Below are 20,091 nucleotides of genomic sequence, written 5' to 3' on the forward strand. Positions count from 1 at the left end.
CTACGTAATCAATGGACTTTATATTTACAAATCTAATAAAATAGATATAATGTTTTATATGGAACCGTCATTGATTTATAAAGCATTGTCAAACGAAACTCGTCGTCTAATTATGCTGTGGTTAAAAAAACCAGAAGAGTTTTTTGATGAACAGGCTTATCTAAAGCAAGGGCTTAATTTTCAAATTGGTGTATGTGTGGGAGATATACAGGCTAAATCGGGACTTGCGCAGTCTGTGATTTCAAGTTATTTATTAACGATGCAAAAATCCGGTTTGTTAGAGTCTGAGCGTATTGGGAAGTGGACGTACTATCGTCGGAATGAAAAAACAATCCGGGAATTTGCCGAGTACGTTCAAAAGGAACTATAAACTGAAAGGAGGTTTTTTTTCACATAACATATCTACAAATCTGTATATATAATTAAATTGGAGGCTTATACTTAAAATGAAAAAGGTTAACCCGTTACTTATTATCATTCTGGCTTTAGGCGTATTCGGCATTATTACAACGGAAATGGGGATTATAGGCGTTCTCCCTCAAGTAACCCAAAAATTCAATGTATCAGCTGCCCAGGCTGGTTGGCTCGTTAGTATTTTTTCTTTAGTTGTTGCCATTTCAGGTCCGTTCTTGACCTTACTCGTTTCCGGCATGAATCGTAAAGTCATTCTATTAAGCGCTGTATTCAGTTTTGTCATTTCTAATATTGTCTATGCCTATACCACTCATTTTGAGGTCATGCTCATTTTTCGTGTTCTTCCTGCTATTTTTCATCCTGTCTTTTTTTCGGTCGCTCTCGTGACTGCATCTCATCTTGTCCCCCCTGAAAAGAGTAGTAAAGCCGTCACCAAGGTTTTCGCTGGAATTACAGTAGGATTTGCGTTTGGCGTGCCTTTGACTTCCTATCTTGCTGAAAAGATATCGTTAGAAGCTGCTTTCTTGTTTGGAGCTGTCGTAAGCATGATTGCATTTGTGGGAATACTCGTATGGCTTCCTTCCCTGCCCGTTCAGGAAAAGATGTCTTATGGCAAACAGCTTGGTATATTACGTAAACCTCAATTGTGGTTCAACATTGTGACTGTTATTTTTATCTTTGCAGCTATGTTTTCGGTGTATAGCTACTTTGCCGAATATCTTGGAGAAGTAACTCTTATGAACGGGTCATGGATCAGTATGATGTTGATGGTCTTTGGAATCGTCATGATTTTTGGGAACTTTTTATTTGGAGGATTATTACATAAAAATCTGACAAAGACCGTCATCATGTTCCCATTGCTATATATGGTCATTTACGTATTCACTTATGCTCTGGGAGCTTCTTTCCTACCGATGATTGTGGTTGTACTCATTTGGGGGGCCGTGCATTCCGGGGGGCTAATTATTAGTCAAACATGGTTAACCACTGAAGCGAAAGAAGCTCCAGAGTTTGGTAACAGTCTGTTTGTCTCATTTTCTAATCTGGGTATTACGATAGGGGCTGCTATGGGCGGGTGGTTTATCTCTCACTTGGGAATACACCAGCTCATCTGGAGCGGATTGATGTTTGCACTGCTAGCGTTTTTATCTATGATTTTAAAAATAAAATTGTTCAATTCGAATGCAACGGAAGTCAACGTGCGTTAAAATATGGAGAGATATTAGAAGAGTACTCTAGAAGATGATGACCATAAAATGATGCATGGGGTGATGTTGATTGAATTTCGTATGGACTTCGATCTTAATGACATTCGTAATCGTTATCGGGATTTTGGCGTTGCTCATCTGGGGAGTGATATCCTTAATTAAGCGTTTTCGCTAATCGCAATGAAGGGGTAGGCATCTCTATGTACAGGTGTAACCTTGCATCAATACGTTCAAATTCTCAATTATAACGGGCATACTCAGCGGTCAGTAGAGCTTTTAAATGAGGAGATTTTAGATTTGGAAGGTACAGGGTACCGGATTATACATGCTGAACCTTATATTCAGATGGCGGAAACACTTCTTCATCAGAGCAATCCTGTATTAGCTCATGAATATCTCCAGAAGGCATACTTGATTGGAAGTGCAAGAGCATTTCGGGACCAGCCCAAGCTCTATCAAGAAATGGCGAAAAGTAAATCTCTGGATGAACAGGATATACTACTTCAATTTGCGGCGTTGGATGTGAACGCCAAACTTCTAACCGATTTAAAGGATAATTAATAACCAATGTAATGAACCTCATACAGTCTGAGATAAAATGCTGATCTGGATACGACGGACTAATGGGCTTCAATATTATTTATGGGGAGGACTAATGCATTGAAATTAAAAGAAGTGCTCTTAGGCACCCACAGTTTCGAAGCGATGAAAGCTTTTTACGGCTCTCTCTTGGATTTGCAGGTTGTGGAGGAAAGCTCTTTGCGGTTGTCGTTTCAAGTAGGAGAATCAGTTCTTGCTTTCCAGGAATCCCCCCATATGGAGAATGGATTTTATCATATTGCGGTTACGATTCCAACGAATAAATTCATAGAAGCAAAACAGTGGGTAATCGACCGTGGGATTTCATTGATTTCAAGATCCGAAGAAGATGAGTTTTTTTTCGAAAACTGGAATGCAACAGCACTTTACTTCTATGATCCAGATCATAACCTCGTTGAATTCATTGCCCACCATACACTCGATAATGCAGTCGCTGAAGCTTTCGGACCCAACTCTATACTTCGTATAAGCGAGATTGGTCTTCCGGTCGATGATGTTCCAGAGGTATCTAGAATAATTACCGAAACGTTCCAACTTAATTCATGGGGAGGGGCTGGACAGAAATTCGCGCCGCTAGGGGATGTAGAAGGATCATTTATAGTCATAGACAAGCAACGGCCTTGGTTTCCTGATGATAGGCTTCCGACCGTGTTCAGCATCAGTGTCTTGTTTGAAGCTCCACACTCTGCCAGTCTTTCACTGCATAATGGTTTGTATGAATTGAGAGCAGACGGATAGTGCTTCCCATCTCCACCATCCCCGGATTTCTGGAATAAAGCTTACGATGGAGTGGAAATCCGGGGATCATAATACATACAGGAGAGAATATATGAATATTAGACTACTTCATTCAAATGAAAAATATCCAATAGAGCTTTTGTTACTAGCTGATCCATCGCACCAACTTGTTGAGGAATACTTAAAGAGAGGGGAGTGTTATGTAGCAGAGATTGACCAACATATTGTTGGAGTCTATGTTCTTTTACCTACAAGACCTGAAACAGTTGAGTTAGTGAATATAGCAGTGTCAGAAGGTATGCATGGTAAAGGAATAGGCAGACAATTAGTAACACATGCAATTGAAACAGCCAGGGCACAAGGTTATAAAACGATGGAAATGGGTACAGGAAACTCTAGCATTGGGCAGTTAGCTCTCTACCAAAAATGTGGGTTCAGAATTGTTGGTGTAGATCTAGATTTCTTTGTCAGACACAACTATCTAGAAGAAATTTATGAGAATGGCATACAGTGTAGAGATATGATTCGTATGTCTCAGGATTTATAGAGCTTAAATTCTTTGCAAGCCCATCAAAGGTATCTTAAGTAAGGTTCTGAAAGGTATATGATATTGTGCCAAAAGATGGTACAATAAATTGCGGAAAGGCTATACAATCATTGGATTGCAATAGTCCTTTTTTAATAAGTTGATATCCTACTAAGTTCCTGATAAGGGGTGGTTACTTTGTACAACACAACAACCACGATACTCACAGAGATAACAAAACATATGAGAGATAATGATTTAATCCTAAGTGATTTAGCTAGAGCAGCCGAAATGAATCCGGGCACCATGAGCAGTATTATTAATGGGAACCGCACACTTTCAGTGGATCAGCTAGATCGAATTACACAAGCGATGGGCTACCCCGTTGGTTACTACTATGAACGCTATGTGTCTGAGTATTTAGCAGAGGCTAATCCGAATTGGCGTCGAATGAGTCCTTTCATACATAACTGTGCGAAATTAAACAAACTGGACTGCATTCATGATGTGGTCAATCTATTGATGGACAAGTTGGGCTATTCAGAATCCTTATTTGAGCTTGCTGAAGAGCTGTTTAAAGAAGAATGTTATGAAGCGGCAACTATTCTGTACGAGAATGTAGCTATGAGTGAGAAAAAACAGTATTCGGAACGTTTAGCAATTTGCCAATATCGACTGTTCCAAACGAGGCAAGGAGATAATCAAGAGAAAAACTATGATGCGGTTGTTCAATTTGAGGCTTACGTGGAACGTTTGGATGAAGCGGACCAGTTAGATGCGTTAAGAGATTTAGTAAATACTTGTCGTTCATTGCGAAAGTGGGATAAGGCAAATAACTTTGCTACGGCCTTGGGCAATAAAGCTGAAATACAATATAAAATTGACCAGCAGCATACAAAGAGTGAGCAAACAAAGAAGCCTTTGTATCCTCCATTTGTTTATTGGGCATTTTCGCATTTAATTCGTGCTGAAATTTGTGATGCTAATAAAGATTATGAGACAGCGCTTCAGCATATTCAAAAGTATGCCGATTTAAGCTGGGTAGAAGAAAAAGATGATACAACTTTAAAATGGAAAAATCAATTTAAAGAATGGGCCGACGCCAATACTTATGTGAATAGGCTTATGTCTGGCGATGTAAGCGTACTCTCTGATTATGTTGCTTATTTTTCTTCGAAGGAAGATGAAATACTTCCCGCAATAGATAACATAATCGAGGCGGCTAATCGATACAATATAAATGTAGATCATATACTTGCATTGTTTGAAGTAGAAATTCAATCTTTTTTGAATGAACAAAATCGAGTAGGCGTATATACTCAACAAATTATTTTAGAACGTTTTACTCATTTCTCCAATGAATTAGCAAAATACTATTTAAATAAAGGGATTTATTCAGAAGGTTTTCGTTTTTTGTTGAGTTGTTTGGAAAAATCTACAGTTATTAATAATAAATCATATATAATCAAATGTGTAAGGCTCTATGAGTCTTATCAAGAATATGCATCATCTGAAACAAAGGCAGTGTATAGAAAGTTGATTAAAGAGGTGGAGGAAGATGAAGATGAAGCGTAAAATTGTTCTAACCTTATGGGTGACTAGTTTTCTAGTATTGACGATAATGGTTCCTCCTTTCCAATATCAAGATGATGGGTTTAATTACGAACCGACAGGGCACCACGGAGGAATCTAAGAATAAAAAGTCTCCAGTATAAGGCACAGTAGGACCTAAAAAATTACTATTATTAAGTGGTTAGACGGAATGATCCGTCTAACCTTTTTATTATCTGTTTTGCTGTATATAAGCAATATGAGGAAATCTTCTTTTGAGAAATATATGTAAAAAGTGCAAAAATGTTATGTGTGCTGTTGTAAACAACTGAAGGGTATATGACTTTGTTCCAAAAGAAAATGATGGGCTAAAGTAATTCTTACTAACTGTTTCTCATTACATGGTTTAATTATGTATCATATGCCGAGTCTACGTTGAAAGGGTGGTTTATCTATGGAGATCACACCTACGATTAGAGCAGAAATTCAAACCTATCTGATAAGAAAAAGCTTAACCATGACCGAGTTTGGTCACATTATTGATTTGAATGTAGGAACGGTTAGTGGCATTGTGACGGGCAACCGACCTATTTCTGTTCACCAGCTAGATCGGATCACTATGGGAATGAATTTACCATCGGATTATTTTTATGAACGTTATATTGATGAATGTATTGAAGAAGAACCGCTTAACTGGCGAAGAATCAGCCCTTTTTTGTACCGGTGCGCGGAGTTAGGGCGACTTGATTGCTTGCGAAGAGTTGTAGGTATGTTGCTAGATAATCCTGTTTATCTTCCTTCACTTTTTGAAGTAGCCGAGGATTCTTTTAAAAAGGGTAATACTAGAGCAGCGGCGTTCCTTTATGAAAACGTGTCAGAAGGGGAAAAGTATCAGTATTCAGAACGATTGGCGGTTTGCCAGTATCGATTGTTTACGATTCGTATTGGAGACGATCAAGAGAAAAACTATGATGCAGCCATTCAATTTGAGCCTTACGTTGATCGATTAGATGAGGTAGATCAGTTAGATGCCTTAAAAGACTTGGCGAATACATACCGCTCGTTACGAAAATGGGATAAAGTAGAACTATTCGCTAAAGCAATGGGAGACAAGGCAAAAATTCAATACAAACTGCAACAACAGCGGCATCATGTACACAAAGACAATTCGAAGAAACCAAGCTTCCCTCTGTTTGCTTATTGGGCATTTTCTCATTTGCTTCGGGCAGAAGCTTGTGAAGGAAGGAAAGACTACGAGAAGGCACTTCAGCACACTTATGCTTATTCCGATTTGAGCTGGGTAAATGCTACAGATGAAACTGCTCTGAAATGGAAAAAAAAGTACGAAGACTGGGCAGTAGTAAATACGTACTTAAATAAGCTGCTTTCTGGCGATAAGAGCGTTCTTTCTGATTATGTAACTTATATTTCTTCAAGAAAAGATGAGATTCTTCCCGCACTTGATATTATGATCGAGGCAGCTAACCGATATCATTTTGATGTAGATGATATTTTAAAGCAATTTGAAGAAGAAATCATCTCCTTTCTGGAACAGAAAAAAGTTGAAGGATTGTATTCTCAACGATTCACAACGGAGCGATACACTCATTTCTCAAGGGAATTGGCAATCTATCTTTTGCGTAAAGGGAAGTTTTCAGATGGATTCACATTTTTGTTCAGTTGTTTGGAAAAGTCGGCTGAAGCTAATAATAGAATACAAGCAATTAGATGTATGAGGTTGTTTACACATTTTAAAGAACATGCATCTGCTCACACGAAGGAAGTCTATGGAAATCTGATTAAAGCGGTTAACGAAGATGAAGAGTAAGCTGATCCCACCATTCCAGTTTTATGTTAGTAGCCAGTGGAGGCACCTCCTATTGAGCATTGAGAGAATGGCTCGAATTACGGACCAACGGGTCACCACGTGGCAGTCTGAGAATAAAATGCTCTCAAGTTAAAACCACAGCCATTAGAAGGAGTAAGAGTATGAAGACAGATAAAATAAATGATACCTACTATGCTGGATTTGAAGGAGAACCAGAAATAAGAGTGATTTATACAAATTCAGAAGAGCTATGTATTGAAGATATGGAATGGATACTTTGATACATTATTGGATTGTTTGGTTCAACTAGAATCTGCACAAAGTAATATACTAAGTGAATATTATGCCCACGAAGGCTGGTATAAGGAAAGTTCATGGGAAGCGGAAAATATTGGAGATGCCCTACAATTATTTGATTCATTTGATATTAGATATTTGACTAAGGAAGAAGCGAAAAGTTTGACTAATATATTACCTGTACTTCCTGATCTTAAGAACGATATAATTATATTGTTACAGAAAGCCGTCAATGGAAACGGCAATGTGTTCATTGAGTATGATTAATATTTTATAAGCTTGCTCCTAAACATTAAAATGGGAGTAGGCTTTTTTGCATAGTTAGTCAATCAAATAAAGGGTACGAATTTTTGAACACAGCAAACAACAATATTTCCGATATAATCCTTCAAAGTCCATCTTAGTTTCTAGACGATCATATTATTTGTTTTCATGATGTTTATAATTATAAATCCCATCATCTACTCCTTTAACGGGGGGTTGGTTATACTGAATGATTTTACTCTGCTCTTTTTTATTAAAATACCTTGAATTTTTACAAGATAGCTGAGTATTTCTTTTTGAGTACGACTTTAGTTGTGTAGCTACTAAGTATCCAAATGCTTGCAAATATAATTACAATAAAGATTGGCATTCCATATTTCTTTATAACTATCTCCTTTGTGGGAGCAAGCTTAAAGCGGCGCTAGCTGTGACGCAATATTTGCTTTGAACCGTCAATAAAGAAAAGGAGCTATTGCGATTGGATGGCTCCTTTTGCTTTGAGATTACTCTGGGAAATCTACTTATTTCCTTTTATACATAAAAAAACGATTGTATACACCGCTCCAGCAATGAGGCTTAGTATAAACGAGATGGATAAAGTTCTGAAAATAAAAGTAGAAGTGGGTACTGTATAAAATTCAAACATACCGTTGATTGAAGAACTCGTTGTTGTTGGCCCTTTAATAAAGGAATAATAAATTCCTACACAAAAACCGTAAGACAAATACTTAATTAGATTTTTTTTCAAATTTACTCATTTACTAGCCTCCAATAATGTTTATGGGCAAGGAGAATTTGTGTACTATGAAGCCATTCAAATTAGTATAGGAAAAGCCTAGTATTTAAAAGAAATCCTTGTTAAGCTAACGGGAAACGCTAGTTGAAATTTGTTCATTGAGAGGAATGTTACATGAATGAAAAACAAAGTTATGAAGATTATTGTTACCACTGCATCTATTTTACTTATTATTGGCGTTTCAAGTGCCTTGAAAAATAATGTTGATTTAAAATCCAAAGAAGAAAATGAAATCTTTGAAAGCAGTCCTGATGCACTCGAAGATACACTAACTTGGGATTTAGCGGGTGATAAAGTGGACCCTGAAAAAGATTATTCTGTGACAGTTGGATATCCACATATTAAACTTAATGCAAAAAATACTGGAGCACACTCTTTTAGGGTCGAAGTAAAGCACAATAGCAAGAATACGGTTATTTTTAATGCAAGGGTTGCAGCAGACGCAACAGTAGAACTTGTAAATAATGATAGTATGCCACTTGTTCCTTCAGGCGCTTATAAAGTGACTATTTACGGTGGGACAGGTCTACCAAAAGGACAAGTTCTTCTTACACAGTCAAACGCACCATATTGAAGAGACAGAAATTTGTTCCTATCAAAAGTCGAGTTGTCGAGGGACAAGAACTTGTACCGATCGACGATTAGATATACATTTAATAAGTTACTTTAGCTCATTACGCTAGCGGGCAAGCTAGGTAATCATATAGCGAACACATCAAAGTGCTGACTGTTTATGTGGAGGTCACTATATATGAAATATGCATGTCCATGCTGTGGTTATAAGACACTGGATTATGAACCACCAGGTACCTATGACATTTGTGATATTTGTTTTTGGGAGGATGATGTTTCAATATCACGATCCCGATTATGAAGGGGGAGCAAATATTGAATCGCTAAGGCAATATCAAAAAGCTTATTTACAAGGACGTGTTAATCGTAAGCCAACGATTAACGATGAGCGTAATGAGAACTGGAAACCACTTTTAAAAAAGTGACAGTCTCATTACGCTAACGGGAAACGTTAGTTCAATGACAACAGCGGCGGACACAAGACTTTATTTATCAAGTCTTGTGTCCGCCGCTGCTCCTTTAATATACTGGTCCATATTTAGCTGGTGTTAGATCTGAAAGAGAAGAATTATGGGTTTTTCTTGGTTTTAGGCAACACTTCGACTGCTATCTCAGCCCATTTGACAGAGCCGTACGGTGAACTACCTCCCACGAATACATCTGGACTTAGAATATTGACCAAATAAGTACCGGGTTTTCGAATAACGATAGAACCGTTAAAGGATTTATCCTGTTTGAGTGGGACAACGGTCTTTTTATCAACTTCAATAAAATCATCGTTTTGAAATGCTGCCACACCAAAAGAAACTTCATTGCTTTCCAGATACGTAGCTGTCACGACTCCAGCAATTGCTATTGGATCTCCAGCCTGTACACGGAGGTACCCCTGTGTCGGATTGGTGAAGCGGATGTCTTGCTCGTTCTCGGGATGGTTGTATCTGATAGGAACGGAGGACGGGTTTAATACTTTACGATGGACCATTATCTTAGCAGATCCTTTATCATTTGTCGTAATTTCCAGTGGATTTGGACCAGGGCGAAGGCCTACTGAATATTCAATCCGCTGAAATGTTCTTCCATTCACTATAATTGACTTTTCAGTTGTTTTTTCTGTTCCCTTAAACGTGCTTATGCCACCTCCAATGGAGCTTGTCATACCACCGTGTCCTGTATTCACCAAAACATAAGCATGCCCGAACTCTTTTTGTACTAATGCGCTAAAAGTGATGTTTTCCTTGTCCGTTGTATACGTTGGATGAAGCGCTTTGACTACTTTATCGTTCCACATCCAGTGCATGACTCCATTACTCCATGTATAATTTATTCCCATCTTAGGCAGGAGTGACGCTGGAATATACAATTGACCGTTTTTCATAAATGTTTTAGGGATTGACTCATCAAGCGCTGTCATTGTTCCGTCTGAGTACCTGAAAATCTTTGATTGGTTAGGGATCAACCGAAATGAGGAAAAAGGTACCGAGTTCTCAGTGTCAAACTCCGCCCACGTGCTGCCTGTCTTTGCATCTCGCTTGATGGTTGCCAAGTGAGCTGTTTCCAGCCATTTGAACGGGAAATACAAATGATTATTTTTCCTCAGCAGTGGAGCGGCCTTTAGGGAGACGGAATCCAGCGATAAAGAAGACTTGTTTAATTTGGCAGTCAGTTGGTGCGGAACCAGATAGAACACAGCCGCATCCTCTGCTACAACGGGAAGAGTGGAATTTGAATTCTCCTCATAACTCAGAGCCGTTGGAAGCAGGCCAGAAATAAGAAGGCAGGAAGCTACAAGTAGAGAAACAAAAATTCGTCTCATTCAATAAACACCTGATTTCATTTTTTTATCATATATACCAGAAAAACGAAAGGAAGTTGCACAGATATATTATTTTATTCTGACCACTAGCCTTTTTGAATAACTTAGTTCTTTCATTCAACTGCTTTCTTATTTTGTTTCATGACAAGCTTCATGATACTTCGACACGACTCTTACTATAGGATAAATATAAGGCTAATTTACTTTGGAGGTGTCTTTTTGGAGTTATTTCTATTTATACTTAATATTTTAGTTATTCTCCTTTCTATTGCTGGTGGAGTGCTTTTAATTGGATTATTGTACAGAGGATATATACTGCTAGGTTTACTTATTGCTGAGAAAAAGAGAAGAATAACGGCTCAATCTCAGAATCAGGCTTGACTATCAGCCCAACATCCGATGGCGGTTACATTCAATGAGAATGCCTGCTTTATAGCGGCTACGCTTGTTGCCATCGGCATATAAATCCCCCCTCAAAATGAATGCAAAAAAGCCGCCATAGCTTTGGCGGCAGTAGTTGGTATGTTTATACCGTTGATAAAACTGAGAAATCCAAGCGGACAAGATACCTAATCAGATTCTAGGGAAACAGATTTAATTCAAAGTACTTCAACTTTGATTACATCGCCATGCGCCTGCACGCCCTTGCGATGTATTTTTTATCGTCCGAAGTCAACACGGAGTCAATGCTTCGCTTCAACTTTTTCAGCGCAGGATGAATCGAGCGTTCGCTCGTATTCGTCCCGATCATCCTCGAAAAAGCTACGCTGCATCAAAACTTTGATAGTTTGAATATCGGCCTCAAAATCTTGCGAATCCCAAAAGCAAATACAGTCATTGCGGTCCATGAGCTGCGCATATTCTGGATGTATTGATCGTTGATTATATAAGTCCGAGTGGAAGTAGGACTCTTCAGACCGAACTCTTCCCACTTCGCCGGATCATTCGAACCTCCGAGCCTTACAAGCATATTCGCCGACTCGCTATTTACTTTAGCTGGAATTTGCTCGTATGCTTGGGTGATTTGTGCATGAAATTCGTCGATCGGATTGCCGCTGACAAGGCTTTCCAAGTGGATGCCTTCACGAAGGTAAGAAACGTATGCTAGATGGTCGGCCCAGAACTTGTCGATATAAAAAAGCCGTACGCGCTGCTCCAAAGGACTCATCGGCTTCTTGCCTTTTAAAATTGCGAGCCGCTCCTCGTATAGAATTCGCCTCTGATCCTCCACCATATCCGAATAACAGTTCAGTTCCTGCTGGATATCGAAGTTTTGGCCCATAATAACACGTTGAATATGCGCGATTTTGCTGCGTAGCGCTGGGTCTTCGAGAGCCTCATCCTGCCTGTGGGCGCGAATCGCTTTATGGATGCCGAACCGAAGTAACAACTCGTCCTCCAAGCTTACGAAAAATACGGAAGCTCCAGGGTCGCCTTGGCGCCCAGAACGCCCGCGCAGTTGGTCGTCGATCCGCACGCTTTCGTTTACATGCGTACCAATCACGTATAACCCTCCCAGCTTGGCGACAACTTCTGCTTGCGTAGGGTTGCCACCGCCGAGCCGAATGTCGACGCCGCGTCCCGCCATATTCGTAGACACCGTCACGGCGCCGATTTCTCCCGCTCTTGCAATGACCTCGGCTTCTTCTGCATCGTTTTTCGCATTCAGAACATGGCAGGGTACGCCGGCAACTGCTAGCGCCTCTGCCAGCATGTCAGACTCCTCCACACTTGACGTACCAATGAGAATCGGCCGTCCCATCGCATGGACGGACAAGATTTCTTGGACAAGCGCCTTAAGCTTGGCTTCCTTATGGGTATAAATCCGATGCGGTTGATCGATCCGTATGTTTGGCCGGTTCGGTGGAATTTGCACGACCTGCAGTGCATAAATCTCTTTGAATTCCATTGCGGAAGCGTACGCGGTAGCCGTCATTCCGCAAATTTTTGGATACAGGCTAATGAAGTGTTGAAGGGTGATCGTTCCGAGAATTTTCCCGCCGACTTTCGAGTACAGCCCTTCTTTAGCTGCAAGCGCGGCTTGCAGTCCTTCTGGCAAATGCCTGTTCTCCGCCACGCGGCCGGTATATTCGTCTATCAGCTCGATTTTACCGTTCCGGACGATGTAATCGACGTCTTTTTTCAATAACGTTTCCGCATACAACGCGCAATTTAACGACGACAACAAATGACTATTATGGCTTTCGTACAAATTACCGCATCCCAGCAGCGACTCCGCTTTCGCAGCGCCCGCCTCATTCAAATAAACGTTCCGCTTGAACTCGTCGAAGTCGTAATACTTATCTTGCTCAAGCTGCCTAGTCACATCTGCGAAACGAATTACGTCGTTGCCGGAAGAATCCGGCTCGCCAGCGATGACTAGCGGCACCCGAGCTTCGTCGAGAAGCAGTGAATCCGCTTCGTCGACGATAACGTACTGGAAAGGACGATGCACGGTATCGGCTTCGCTTAGTGTAATCGTGTCGCGCAAATAATCGAATCCCGCTTCTTTGGCCGTAACATAGGTTATATCCGCGGCGTACGCTTCTCGTTTCTCGGACAAGCTCAAGCCCGCTTGAACCGATTTTACCGTTAACCCGAGGAAACGATAGATCGGACCCATCCACTCCGCATCCCGATTTGCCAAATAATCGTTAAAAGTGAGCACATGAACGCCTTCGCCGGTCAGCGCATTTAGATAAGCAGGCATAACAGCAGAGAGCGTTTTTCCTTCGCCGGTATGCTGCTCGATCACAAATCTCTCGTGCAGAGCGATGGCAGCCATGATCTGGACATCATAAGGCTGTAATCCGAGCTTTCTCTTCGCTGCCTCGCAGACTAACGCATAAGCATCGACAAGCAGCTCATCCAAAGGGGTACCCAATTTTGCATCCTTTTTCAGCCGGAGAGATTCCGCTTTCAGCCGCTGATCGTCCCATGCTTCCAAATTCCGTTTCCTAATGAGCTCCGCTTTGTCCCGATAGCCTTTCAGCTTATTCTGGGTATCGCGGTCTTTGAATTTTTGCATCAACTTGACGGCTAAATCCATCGGAATTTGATCCCTCCTCGGTAGAAATACGCGATTCTATAGTGGCTAAAGTATAATCAAACTCTATAACAATAGCAAAGTTTGGAATAAAAAAACAACTCCCTTGCTTTATTCTTATTATTAGGCAACGATGTATGGACTCACAGGAAAATTACATCTTGGAGGTCAGAAAGATATATCTTTTCAGTAAATTGATAATTTTGTGATTTTAACAAAGGGAGAGCTGCATCGTGAAAAGATTCTTTACGGTTTCCGTATTCCTTATTTTTATACTTGTACTAAGCGTACAAGCCAGTGCAAAACATCCTTATAATTACACAATTAATATACAGGTAAACGGTGTTCCTATTAATTTTGGAACTAATTCAGATTCACCTCCATATAATTGAAAATGCTACAAATACAGCTTTTGTTCCTCTTCGCTTCGTTTCTGAAAATCTAGGGGGAAAGTAAGGGACTGGGACAAAACTTTACAACAAGTCACCATCGAATCAAAGGATGGAACTATAATTAAATTGGCGATCGGTAGTAAGATTGCGTATGTCAACGATGAAAAGAAAACCATGTTAGCTGCGCCGCAGATTCCTACAACTCGTGTTCAAGTTCCTTTAAGAATTGTTTCTGAAGTGTTGGGAGCAAAAGTGGATGCCAAAAAAATAGGTGAAACATTAAATGTGAACATTACAACTTCTAATTAATATTTTTAAATCTAGAGTATACTATTTATAAAGTATAATGATTGAAGACTATTGATATTGTACATCAAACGGCAACACACATAATCCAAGCCTTTGAGTAGTTGGAAACCAATGTGCGATTTTTTTACACATGGTCTAATTTTACGACTTAGCTTCCATACAAATTTCAAAATGGAATTTAAGACGTTCGAATGAAAACAGGAGTCTATCTTACAAAAGAGACAAACCACTTGTAATTAGAATTGTCTAGCACTTATGTTAAGGTCATAGAGAGAGCCGTCATTGTTGTAAATATATACTTTATAGTTACCTGATAAGCCAATACCAACTAATTGTTCAAAATTCCTAGTTTTTTGTCCACCAGCAGGAATAGTTGTTTCTCCGAAGTCCTGACCGTTGACTTTTACACTAAGATAAACTGTTGACGAACCATTATTTTTAGTGTAAATATTCAATTTTTTACCGTTCTGAGGAGAGAGTGTGAAGAAATCTTTGAAAGCTCCTTTTCCTATATGATGAACAGCAGGAATAGTTATAACATCCATAGGTGTAATTAAACAGGTATCCTTGACTTCATTACCATCAGCATTACCTTGATCTTGAGTTGCAGATATTGATTGCTCCGCATTTGCTATGTAACTGTTATCTGCAAAAGATGTAGCGGACAAAGATAACATTAATGCAGCAGACAATGATACTGTTAGTATTTTCTTCATAAGATGAATTCTCCTAAAATATTTTTTGCAAATACTAAGTAAAATACAAAAGATCTAGTATTCAAAATGATCTATTTATCAGAAAAATTTTGAAAAATTTCCAAAAAGGTATCTCGAGTACTGCATGAAAAGTATATGATTTGTTCAAAAAGATGGTACCATCAGAGCGCTAAACCATTTTATTACTTGTTTCACAATTACATAATAATTTTAACTATGCATCATATAGTGAGTTCACGCTGAAGGGTGGTTTATCCATGTGAAAATTACACCCACGATTACGATTAGAGCAAAATTAGAACACTATCTACAACAAGAAGGCTTGAATTTATTGGAATTTGCTCATATTTCAGGCATGAATAGGGGGATAATAAGTAACATAGTTTCAGAGAATAAGCCTATGTCTATTAATCAGCTCGACTTAATTACCGAGGCTCTGGGGTTACCAAAACTTTTGTTAGCATGTTTTGAAGATCGAGATTTAAAAGCGATGACTGCTATATTCTAGCTTAGACATTCTCTAACATGGACATACAATACTTAAGACATAATAAATCTGTTTATTTCAGTTCACATGTCACATGGATTACGAGGAAATAACAGGATAGTAGATTTCCCTAAATCACCCCTTCTGATAGGATTATTTCCATCAAAATTAAAGCGGGCGTGATAGTATGTGGAGAATATTGGTTCCATCTAATAAAATTGATGGAAGTGGCTGAATAGTTCTTACACGGAAAGCATGAAATGGAACGTATGCTGAATTGAACGAATTGATTTTGTCCAACAAGGCTGGTCTGGAGCTACCCGAGAAAGTTTTAGGAATTTCAGGGTTCTCGACAATCCATGCAGGAGCGAGGCGTAACCAAAGAAATGGCAGATTCTTGGGTGGAGAATGGGAAGGCCCTTTCCCAGAATAATGGTAGTAAGCATTTGTTTTTTTCAAAAGAAGGTGCTGTTGTAGTTGCTAATGATGGGGCACTTGTTACAGTTATTCCTAAGAGTAAGTATGATGATGCATATAAAGCACTATCTAAATCGTTATTTGGAGAGTAGGAGTGTATAGAAATGAACGATGATATTGTACAAATGATTAATGAATGGAACCCAGTCGAAATATATCCTCTATTAGAAGATGAATATTATTCAGAAATACGTAGAATCCATGAAAAAAGTAAGGAAACAAACTCTGTTGAAGAATTAGCAGAGCAGATTCATTTTGTATTCGCTCAATCTTTTAAAAAGGAATTCGATAAAAGTATTGAAGAATGTCGGTTAATCGCTGAAAAGATAATTAATGTTACAAAATAATTTATTTTTGAGCTTGCTTCCTTAACAATAAAAATGGGAGTAAGCTTTCTTCATCTGAGCTTGCTACAAGCAACTTCTATAACGGATAGAACGCACAAATTAAAATAGGAAGAAAGTATTTGGGTACTGACGGGAATTTGTATAGGAACAATCAGCAAAATATTACCCATATACCAGTGGATCTTGGGAAGTAAACATGAATTTGAATGAAATTAAACAATTGCCTGATGTTATGTCTAAAGAACAGTTAGAGTCATATATTATTCAATATTTAGACTCCATTGAAAATTTAGAGAAATAAATATTCTTGAAACGTTGGAATGTTTTTCGGAATTTGCTGACAGGAAGACTTATACTTACGAATTGTTAAGTGATTCGTTGAGAAAAAGATTAGACAGCTTTCTCCAGAAAATATGGAATGATACATCTTCAGAGATAGTAGATGTATATTCTTCAGTTGTTGTTAATCTGAACTTAAAAAATAGCTATAACTTGATGAAAGAATCTTCAAACAAAGATTTGGATGAAGATGTAAGGGAAATCATCGAGGAAACTGTAGATGAAATTGGTGAAGATATAGAGGTTCCATTTAAAATAAACTAATATGTGAGAGTTCAGAGCTAAGTTCCAAATGCTTGCAAAAGTATTTAATGGATTTTGTTTATTATTTGTTTTGCATTTCTATTATAATCATTCTAACGCTTCCTTAGAAATATCATGATAATAAAACAAGACATATTGCCTATTCCCTTCATTTCCCTTATGATAATTGCACTACTACCAAAGAAGGAGATACATATGAAGAAAGCTATTCTACTACTATTAATGTTTGCTATCTTAATTCCATCACAAGTATTAGCAGCAAAAGCTACAAAAGCTATGTCAACAAGTGAAATCGAAAAATTATACTTTGAGGATTACAAAGATCGTGTCAAAGAAATTAGAATTGCACAGAAGCGTCTAAATACTGTACTAGGGGCAGAAGTTCGTGAGCTAACTCAGAGATTAAGTCAAGCATCAGCGCGCTATAAAAACGAAGTGAAAAATAAGTCAAGTAAAGCGGTAATAGCTCAAGCCAAGGCTGATTGTGATAAATTAAAGAAGCAACTCGGCGTGGCTAAGGTGGAACTAAATAAAACAGTTAAAAATTATAAAAAAGAAAGCGAACAAGCATTAAAGGATATTGCAAATCAGAAAGCAGAGCTTATAAAATTTATTAAGAATCACACAGCAGGAAAAGATAAACTTACAGAGTCTCAATTTAGCAAGCAAGTTAATGGAGGTATTATGCCGATTGACGGCTCATTTACTGGCATTTTAAAAATGTTGACGGAAGCTGAATAATTGTGAGTAAAGGCAGCAGGTATCACCTGTTGTCTTTTTAATTTAGGCTTAGAATGAAAGTTATTGTTGGAGACTTTGGATTGGTGTGAAATGGGGACAAAGAGGATATATGGATATGGATGAAATAAATTTGTTCGTTTTTATATAATGAAGTACGATTAGCGAGGAGAAAAATGTATGAATCGTAAGTTTTTTATCATGGCTTTAATAAGAGGTATTTTCGGGTATTTCCCTTGTGGGCTGGGAGTTGCAGTATTATTGGAGGCTTATAGCAGATATAGTCTAAGAGGTTTTTTAATTGGAGCTACATTTTTCCTTATCGGGGGATTAGTGCTTTACTTCACAAGACGCTATGAATCATCAGATTGGTTACTTTAGATAAAGCAAATATTACATTAGAAGGAGTATATGATGTTATCACCAAAACAAGAAGAGAGCCTTAGTAAATTTATGAGTAAAATTCTTAGGCATACACCAGAACAGTTTGGAATTAAGTTGGACCATGAAGGTTATTGCCACGTGCAAGACTTAATTTCAGCAATTAAATCAGAGAATAGATGGTCGGATATAGGAGAAGCAGGGATTGATCAAGTCGTAACTAATTGTCCAAAGAAGCGATACCACATGGTAAATGGATACATACGAGCGAACTACGGGCACAGTGCAGGAAGATTAGATTACAAAGAATCCATTCCGCCAACTGCTCTTTATCACGGAACAAATAGGAAAGTAGTTGATAAAATTATTACCGAGGGAATTAAACCAATGGGGAGAAAATATGTTCATCTATCTGAGACACTTGAATTTGCAACATTGGCAGGTAAGAGACGTGGTGAATTAGTCATTCTTGAAGTCGATACAGTAAAAGCGCTGGATAATAATGTGAAGTTCTATATCGCTAACAATGGTGTTTGGCTTGCCGATTTTGTGCCTCCACAATATTTTAAAAAAATTTAACACTGATATTTTCGTTTATATTAAAAAGTCAGTTGCATTACTTGAATCTGTTAGTGAATCTATTATTTCTATAAAATTGGATGCTATCAAAAGAGTGAAGTCAAATAATTTACTTTGCAAGGCATTTATACAATACTTTTGACATAGTACATCCGTTTATATCAGTCCATTTGTCACATAATATAAAAGGAAATTTCAGGATAACAGGTGGATATCTCTAAACATCTCCTTCTGATAAGATTATTTCCATCTAAATTAAAATGGACGTGATCAATTGGGGAGAATATTGGTTCCACCTGATAAGCTAATGGAAGTGGCTGACCAGTTCTTGCATGGTAAACACGAAATGGAACGTATGTTGAATTTACTGAATGGAAGAATTGATTTTGTCCAACAAGGCTGGTCTGGAGCTACCCAGGAGAGATTTTTTCAAGAATTTCAGGTTTCTCGACAATCCATGAATGTAACGATTGAACGACTATCGACAGTAGCACAAGAACTTATTTTTATTTCAAAAAACTTTACACAGGTGGACAGGGAGAAAGTCGTACTGGATGTGCCGTGGCTTGGTACCCCTGTTAAAACGGCATCCACAGGTGGAGGCTGGTTACATAAAATATTTGAACAAATGGGACGAGCTGAGATCACCAAGGCTGAAGCTCAATTGGAAGCTAGCAAACTTCAAGGAGAAATCCTTTGGGATACTGCACAGGGAGCAAAAGGAGCTATTCAGGGAAATTTGACATTGGGGATGCTGCCAGATAAAGAACGGGATTATGATCATCCCATGGCAGCTAAAGTAGGAGAAATTCTCGGGAATGTAGCTACAACATTGCAAGGGGCTGGTGAGGTAGTAGCTGGAATAGGTGGGGAAGGATTATCAGTTGCTGTTTCATCTACAGGTGTAGGGAGTATAATCGGAGTACCCGGATTAATTGGATCGGCAGCTTTGGCGACGCACGGAGCTACAACTGCGGTTAAAAGTGCAAATGGAGTAGGAGAAAAAACAGCAGAACTATGGCAAATGGTAAAAGGGGAAGGTGCTCCTTCTTATGGGAAGAAATCTGTTCCATCAGGTCCTTACCGTGAAGTAGACGGTTACCCTATAAAAGTAAAACATGGGGATCAGGAGAAGCATATTGTGGGGACACCCAACTACAAACAAGACTTAGCAAATGGTAAGAACAAGAGTATTCTCTATGGTGATAACAAAACCGCACAAGAATTGCTTGATAGTTATTCTGGAGAAGGTGATATGTTTAAAGCCGGACGGGAAAGGATTGATTTCGGAAAACCTATTGGGAAATACTATAATAGAGATACTGGTATGTTCGAGGAAACCACAAAAGGAATTATTCATTATAGTAAAGATGGCGCACATATTGTACCAGCAGCGCCTTAAACCAAG

Annotated in this window: 19 protein-coding genes and 4 pseudogenes; 20 read left to right on the plus strand and 3 right to left on the minus strand. The window is 38.7% G+C overall.

The window, feature by feature from the left end; all coding sequences use genetic code 11:
* Nucleotides 1-58: 58 nt before the first annotated feature.
* The 10 genes and pseudogenes from AOU00_RS20770 (at nucleotide 59) to AOU00_RS20815 (ending at nucleotide 9,220) form a co-directional block, all read left to right on the plus strand.
* Nucleotides 59-370 carry an ArsR/SmtB family transcription factor gene (locus AOU00_RS20770; protein ID WP_061831898.1) on the plus strand — a complete coding sequence of 104 codons (312 nt, stop codon included), beginning with the start codon at nucleotides 59-61 and terminating at the stop codon, nucleotides 368-370.
* Nucleotides 371-446: 76 nt separating this feature from the next.
* Complete coding sequence (locus AOU00_RS20775; protein ID WP_069291565.1) at nucleotides 447-1,622, plus strand: MFS transporter; 1,176 nt, start codon at nucleotides 447-449, stop codon at nucleotides 1,620-1,622.
* A 216-nt stretch (nucleotides 1,623-1,838) separates the two neighbouring features.
* Complete coding sequence (locus tag AOU00_RS20780; RefSeq protein ID WP_237166216.1) at nucleotides 1,839-2,183, plus strand: hypothetical protein; 345 nt, start codon at nucleotides 1,839-1,841, stop codon at nucleotides 2,181-2,183.
* 99 nt (nucleotides 2,184-2,282) lie between these two features.
* On the plus strand, nucleotides 2,283-2,960 hold the full coding sequence (locus AOU00_RS20785) for a VOC family protein (protein WP_069291566.1): 678 nt from the start codon (nucleotides 2,283-2,285) through the stop codon (nucleotides 2,958-2,960).
* A gap of 91 nt (nucleotides 2,961-3,051) precedes the next feature.
* Complete coding sequence (locus AOU00_RS20790; RefSeq protein ID WP_069291567.1) at nucleotides 3,052-3,507, plus strand: GNAT family N-acetyltransferase; 456 nt, start codon at nucleotides 3,052-3,054, stop codon at nucleotides 3,505-3,507.
* Nucleotides 3,508-3,729: 222 nt separating this feature from the next.
* Nucleotides 3,730-5,061, plus strand: coding sequence for a helix-turn-helix domain-containing protein (locus tag AOU00_RS20795; RefSeq protein ID WP_069291568.1), 1,332 nt, complete (start codon nucleotides 3,730-3,732; stop codon nucleotides 5,059-5,061).
* A gap of 430 nt (nucleotides 5,062-5,491) precedes the next feature.
* A complete protein-coding gene (locus tag AOU00_RS20800) occupies nucleotides 5,492-6,865 on the plus strand; it encodes a transcriptional regulator (protein ID WP_069291569.1) in 1,374 nt (457 codons plus the stop codon).
* A gap of 297 nt (nucleotides 6,866-7,162) precedes the next feature.
* Nucleotides 7,163-7,429, plus strand: a complete 267-nt coding sequence (locus AOU00_RS20805) for a hypothetical protein (protein ID WP_237166217.1) — start codon at nucleotides 7,163-7,165, stop codon at nucleotides 7,427-7,429.
* A gap of 911 nt (nucleotides 7,430-8,340) precedes the next feature.
* Nucleotides 8,341-8,796: a hypothetical protein gene (locus AOU00_RS20810; protein WP_061831889.1), complete on the plus strand. Its 456-nt coding sequence runs from the start codon at nucleotides 8,341-8,343 to the stop codon at nucleotides 8,794-8,796.
* A gap of 177 nt (nucleotides 8,797-8,973) precedes the next feature.
* Nucleotides 8,974-9,220 (plus strand): annotated as a pseudogene (locus AOU00_RS20815) (CPCC family cysteine-rich protein).
* Nucleotides 9,221-9,363: 143 nt separating this feature from the next.
* Here AOU00_RS20815 and AOU00_RS20820 read toward each other — a convergent pair.
* A complete protein-coding gene (locus AOU00_RS20820; protein WP_061831888.1) occupies nucleotides 9,364-10,608 on the minus strand; it encodes a hypothetical protein in 1,245 nt (414 codons plus the stop codon).
* A 772-nt stretch (nucleotides 10,609-11,380) separates the two neighbouring features.
* Nucleotides 11,381-13,657: a preprotein translocase subunit SecA gene (locus AOU00_RS20830; RefSeq protein WP_061831886.1), complete on the minus strand. Its 2,277-nt coding sequence runs from the start codon at nucleotides 13,655-13,657 to the stop codon at nucleotides 11,381-11,383.
* A 467-nt stretch (nucleotides 13,658-14,124) separates the two neighbouring features.
* Between AOU00_RS20830 and AOU00_RS27205 the strand changes: the two are divergent.
* Nucleotides 14,125-14,355 (plus strand): annotated as a pseudogene (locus tag AOU00_RS27205) (copper amine oxidase N-terminal domain-containing protein); the annotation flags it as partial.
* Nucleotides 14,356-14,591: 236 nt separating this feature from the next.
* Here the strand turns inward: AOU00_RS27205 and AOU00_RS20840 are convergent.
* Complete coding sequence (locus AOU00_RS20840; protein WP_061831885.1) at nucleotides 14,592-15,071, minus strand: hypothetical protein; 480 nt, start codon at nucleotides 15,069-15,071, stop codon at nucleotides 14,592-14,594.
* 259 nt (nucleotides 15,072-15,330) lie between these two features.
* Here AOU00_RS20840 and AOU00_RS20845 point away from each other — a divergent pair.
* The 9 genes and pseudogenes from AOU00_RS20845 to AOU00_RS20880 all read left to right on the plus strand — a co-directional run.
* Nucleotides 15,331-15,522: pseudogene (locus tag AOU00_RS20845) on the plus strand (transcriptional regulator); the annotation flags it as partial.
* 223 nt (nucleotides 15,523-15,745) lie between these two features.
* Nucleotides 15,746-15,924 (plus strand): annotated as a pseudogene (locus AOU00_RS27740) (WXG100 family type VII secretion target); the annotation flags it as partial.
* 20 nt (nucleotides 15,925-15,944) lie between these two features.
* Nucleotides 15,945-16,127, plus strand: a complete 183-nt coding sequence (locus AOU00_RS20850; protein ID WP_155729775.1) for a hypothetical protein — start codon at nucleotides 15,945-15,947, stop codon at nucleotides 16,125-16,127.
* Nucleotides 16,128-16,139: 12 nt separating this feature from the next.
* Nucleotides 16,140-16,382: a DUF1871 family protein gene (locus tag AOU00_RS20855; protein WP_061831882.1), complete on the plus strand. Its 243-nt coding sequence runs from the start codon at nucleotides 16,140-16,142 to the stop codon at nucleotides 16,380-16,382.
* A 378-nt stretch (nucleotides 16,383-16,760) separates the two neighbouring features.
* The gene (locus AOU00_RS27210; RefSeq protein WP_231109515.1) at nucleotides 16,761-16,985 is read left to right on the plus strand and encodes a hypothetical protein; all 225 of its coding nucleotides are present in this window, start codon (nucleotides 16,761-16,763) and stop codon (nucleotides 16,983-16,985) included.
* 195 nt (nucleotides 16,986-17,180) lie between these two features.
* A complete protein-coding gene (locus AOU00_RS20865) occupies nucleotides 17,181-17,726 on the plus strand; it encodes a hypothetical protein (RefSeq protein WP_061831881.1) in 546 nt (181 codons plus the stop codon).
* A gap of 177 nt (nucleotides 17,727-17,903) precedes the next feature.
* Entirely contained in the window at nucleotides 17,904-18,104 is a 201-nt protein-coding gene (locus AOU00_RS20870) for a hypothetical protein (RefSeq protein WP_028542918.1), read from the plus strand.
* Between the two features lie 33 nt (nucleotides 18,105-18,137).
* Nucleotides 18,138-18,683 (plus strand): RNA 2'-phosphotransferase, encoded by a 546-nt coding sequence (locus tag AOU00_RS20875; protein WP_069291570.1) that lies wholly within the window; start codon nucleotides 18,138-18,140, stop codon nucleotides 18,681-18,683.
* Nucleotides 18,684-18,957: 274 nt separating this feature from the next.
* Nucleotides 18,958-20,085, plus strand: coding sequence for a WXG100 family type VII secretion target (locus tag AOU00_RS20880; protein ID WP_069291571.1), 1,128 nt, complete (start codon nucleotides 18,958-18,960; stop codon nucleotides 20,083-20,085).
* The last annotated feature ends 6 nt before the right edge of the window (nucleotides 20,086-20,091 follow it).

The organism is Paenibacillus polymyxa, from assembly GCF_001719045.1.
Taxonomy (GTDB): Bacteria; Bacillota; Bacilli; order Paenibacillales; family Paenibacillaceae; genus Paenibacillus; species Paenibacillus polymyxa_B.

Coding starts and splice junctions, on each gene's coding strand:
- AOU00_RS20850 (WP_155729775.1), top strand. CDS start 15,945: ATGGCAGATTCTTGGGTGGAGAATGGGAAGGCCCTTTCCCAGAATAAT.
- AOU00_RS20800 (WP_069291569.1), top strand. CDS start 5,492: ATGGAGATCACACCTACGATTAGAGCAGAAATTCAAACCTATCTGATA.
- AOU00_RS20810 (WP_061831889.1), top strand. CDS start 8,341: ATGAAAAACAAAGTTATGAAGATTATTGTTACCACTGCATCTATTTTA.
- AOU00_RS20875 (WP_069291570.1), top strand. CDS start 18,138: ATGTTATCACCAAAACAAGAAGAGAGCCTTAGTAAATTTATGAGTAAA.
- AOU00_RS20865 (WP_061831881.1), top strand. CDS start 17,181: ATGAAGAAAGCTATTCTACTACTATTAATGTTTGCTATCTTAATTCCA.
- AOU00_RS20840 (WP_061831885.1), bottom strand. CDS start 15,071: ATGAAGAAAATACTAACAGTATCATTGTCTGCTGCATTAATGTTATCT.
- AOU00_RS20795 (WP_069291568.1), top strand. CDS start 3,730: ATGAGAGATAATGATTTAATCCTAAGTGATTTAGCTAGAGCAGCCGAA.
- AOU00_RS20855 (WP_061831882.1), top strand. CDS start 16,140: ATGAACGATGATATTGTACAAATGATTAATGAATGGAACCCAGTCGAA.
- AOU00_RS20770 (WP_061831898.1), top strand. CDS start 59: ATGGAACCGTCATTGATTTATAAAGCATTGTCAAACGAAACTCGTCGT.
- AOU00_RS20790 (WP_069291567.1), top strand. CDS start 3,052: ATGAATATTAGACTACTTCATTCAAATGAAAAATATCCAATAGAGCTT.
- AOU00_RS20870 (WP_028542918.1), top strand. CDS start 17,904: ATGAATCGTAAGTTTTTTATCATGGCTTTAATAAGAGGTATTTTCGGG.
- AOU00_RS20820 (WP_061831888.1), bottom strand. CDS start 10,608: ATGAGACGAATTTTTGTTTCTCTACTTGTAGCTTCCTGCCTTCTTATT.
- AOU00_RS20830 (WP_061831886.1), bottom strand. CDS start 13,657: ATGGATTTAGCCGTCAAGTTGATGCAAAAATTCAAAGACCGCGATACC.
- AOU00_RS20775 (WP_069291565.1), top strand. CDS start 447: ATGAAAAAGGTTAACCCGTTACTTATTATCATTCTGGCTTTAGGCGTA.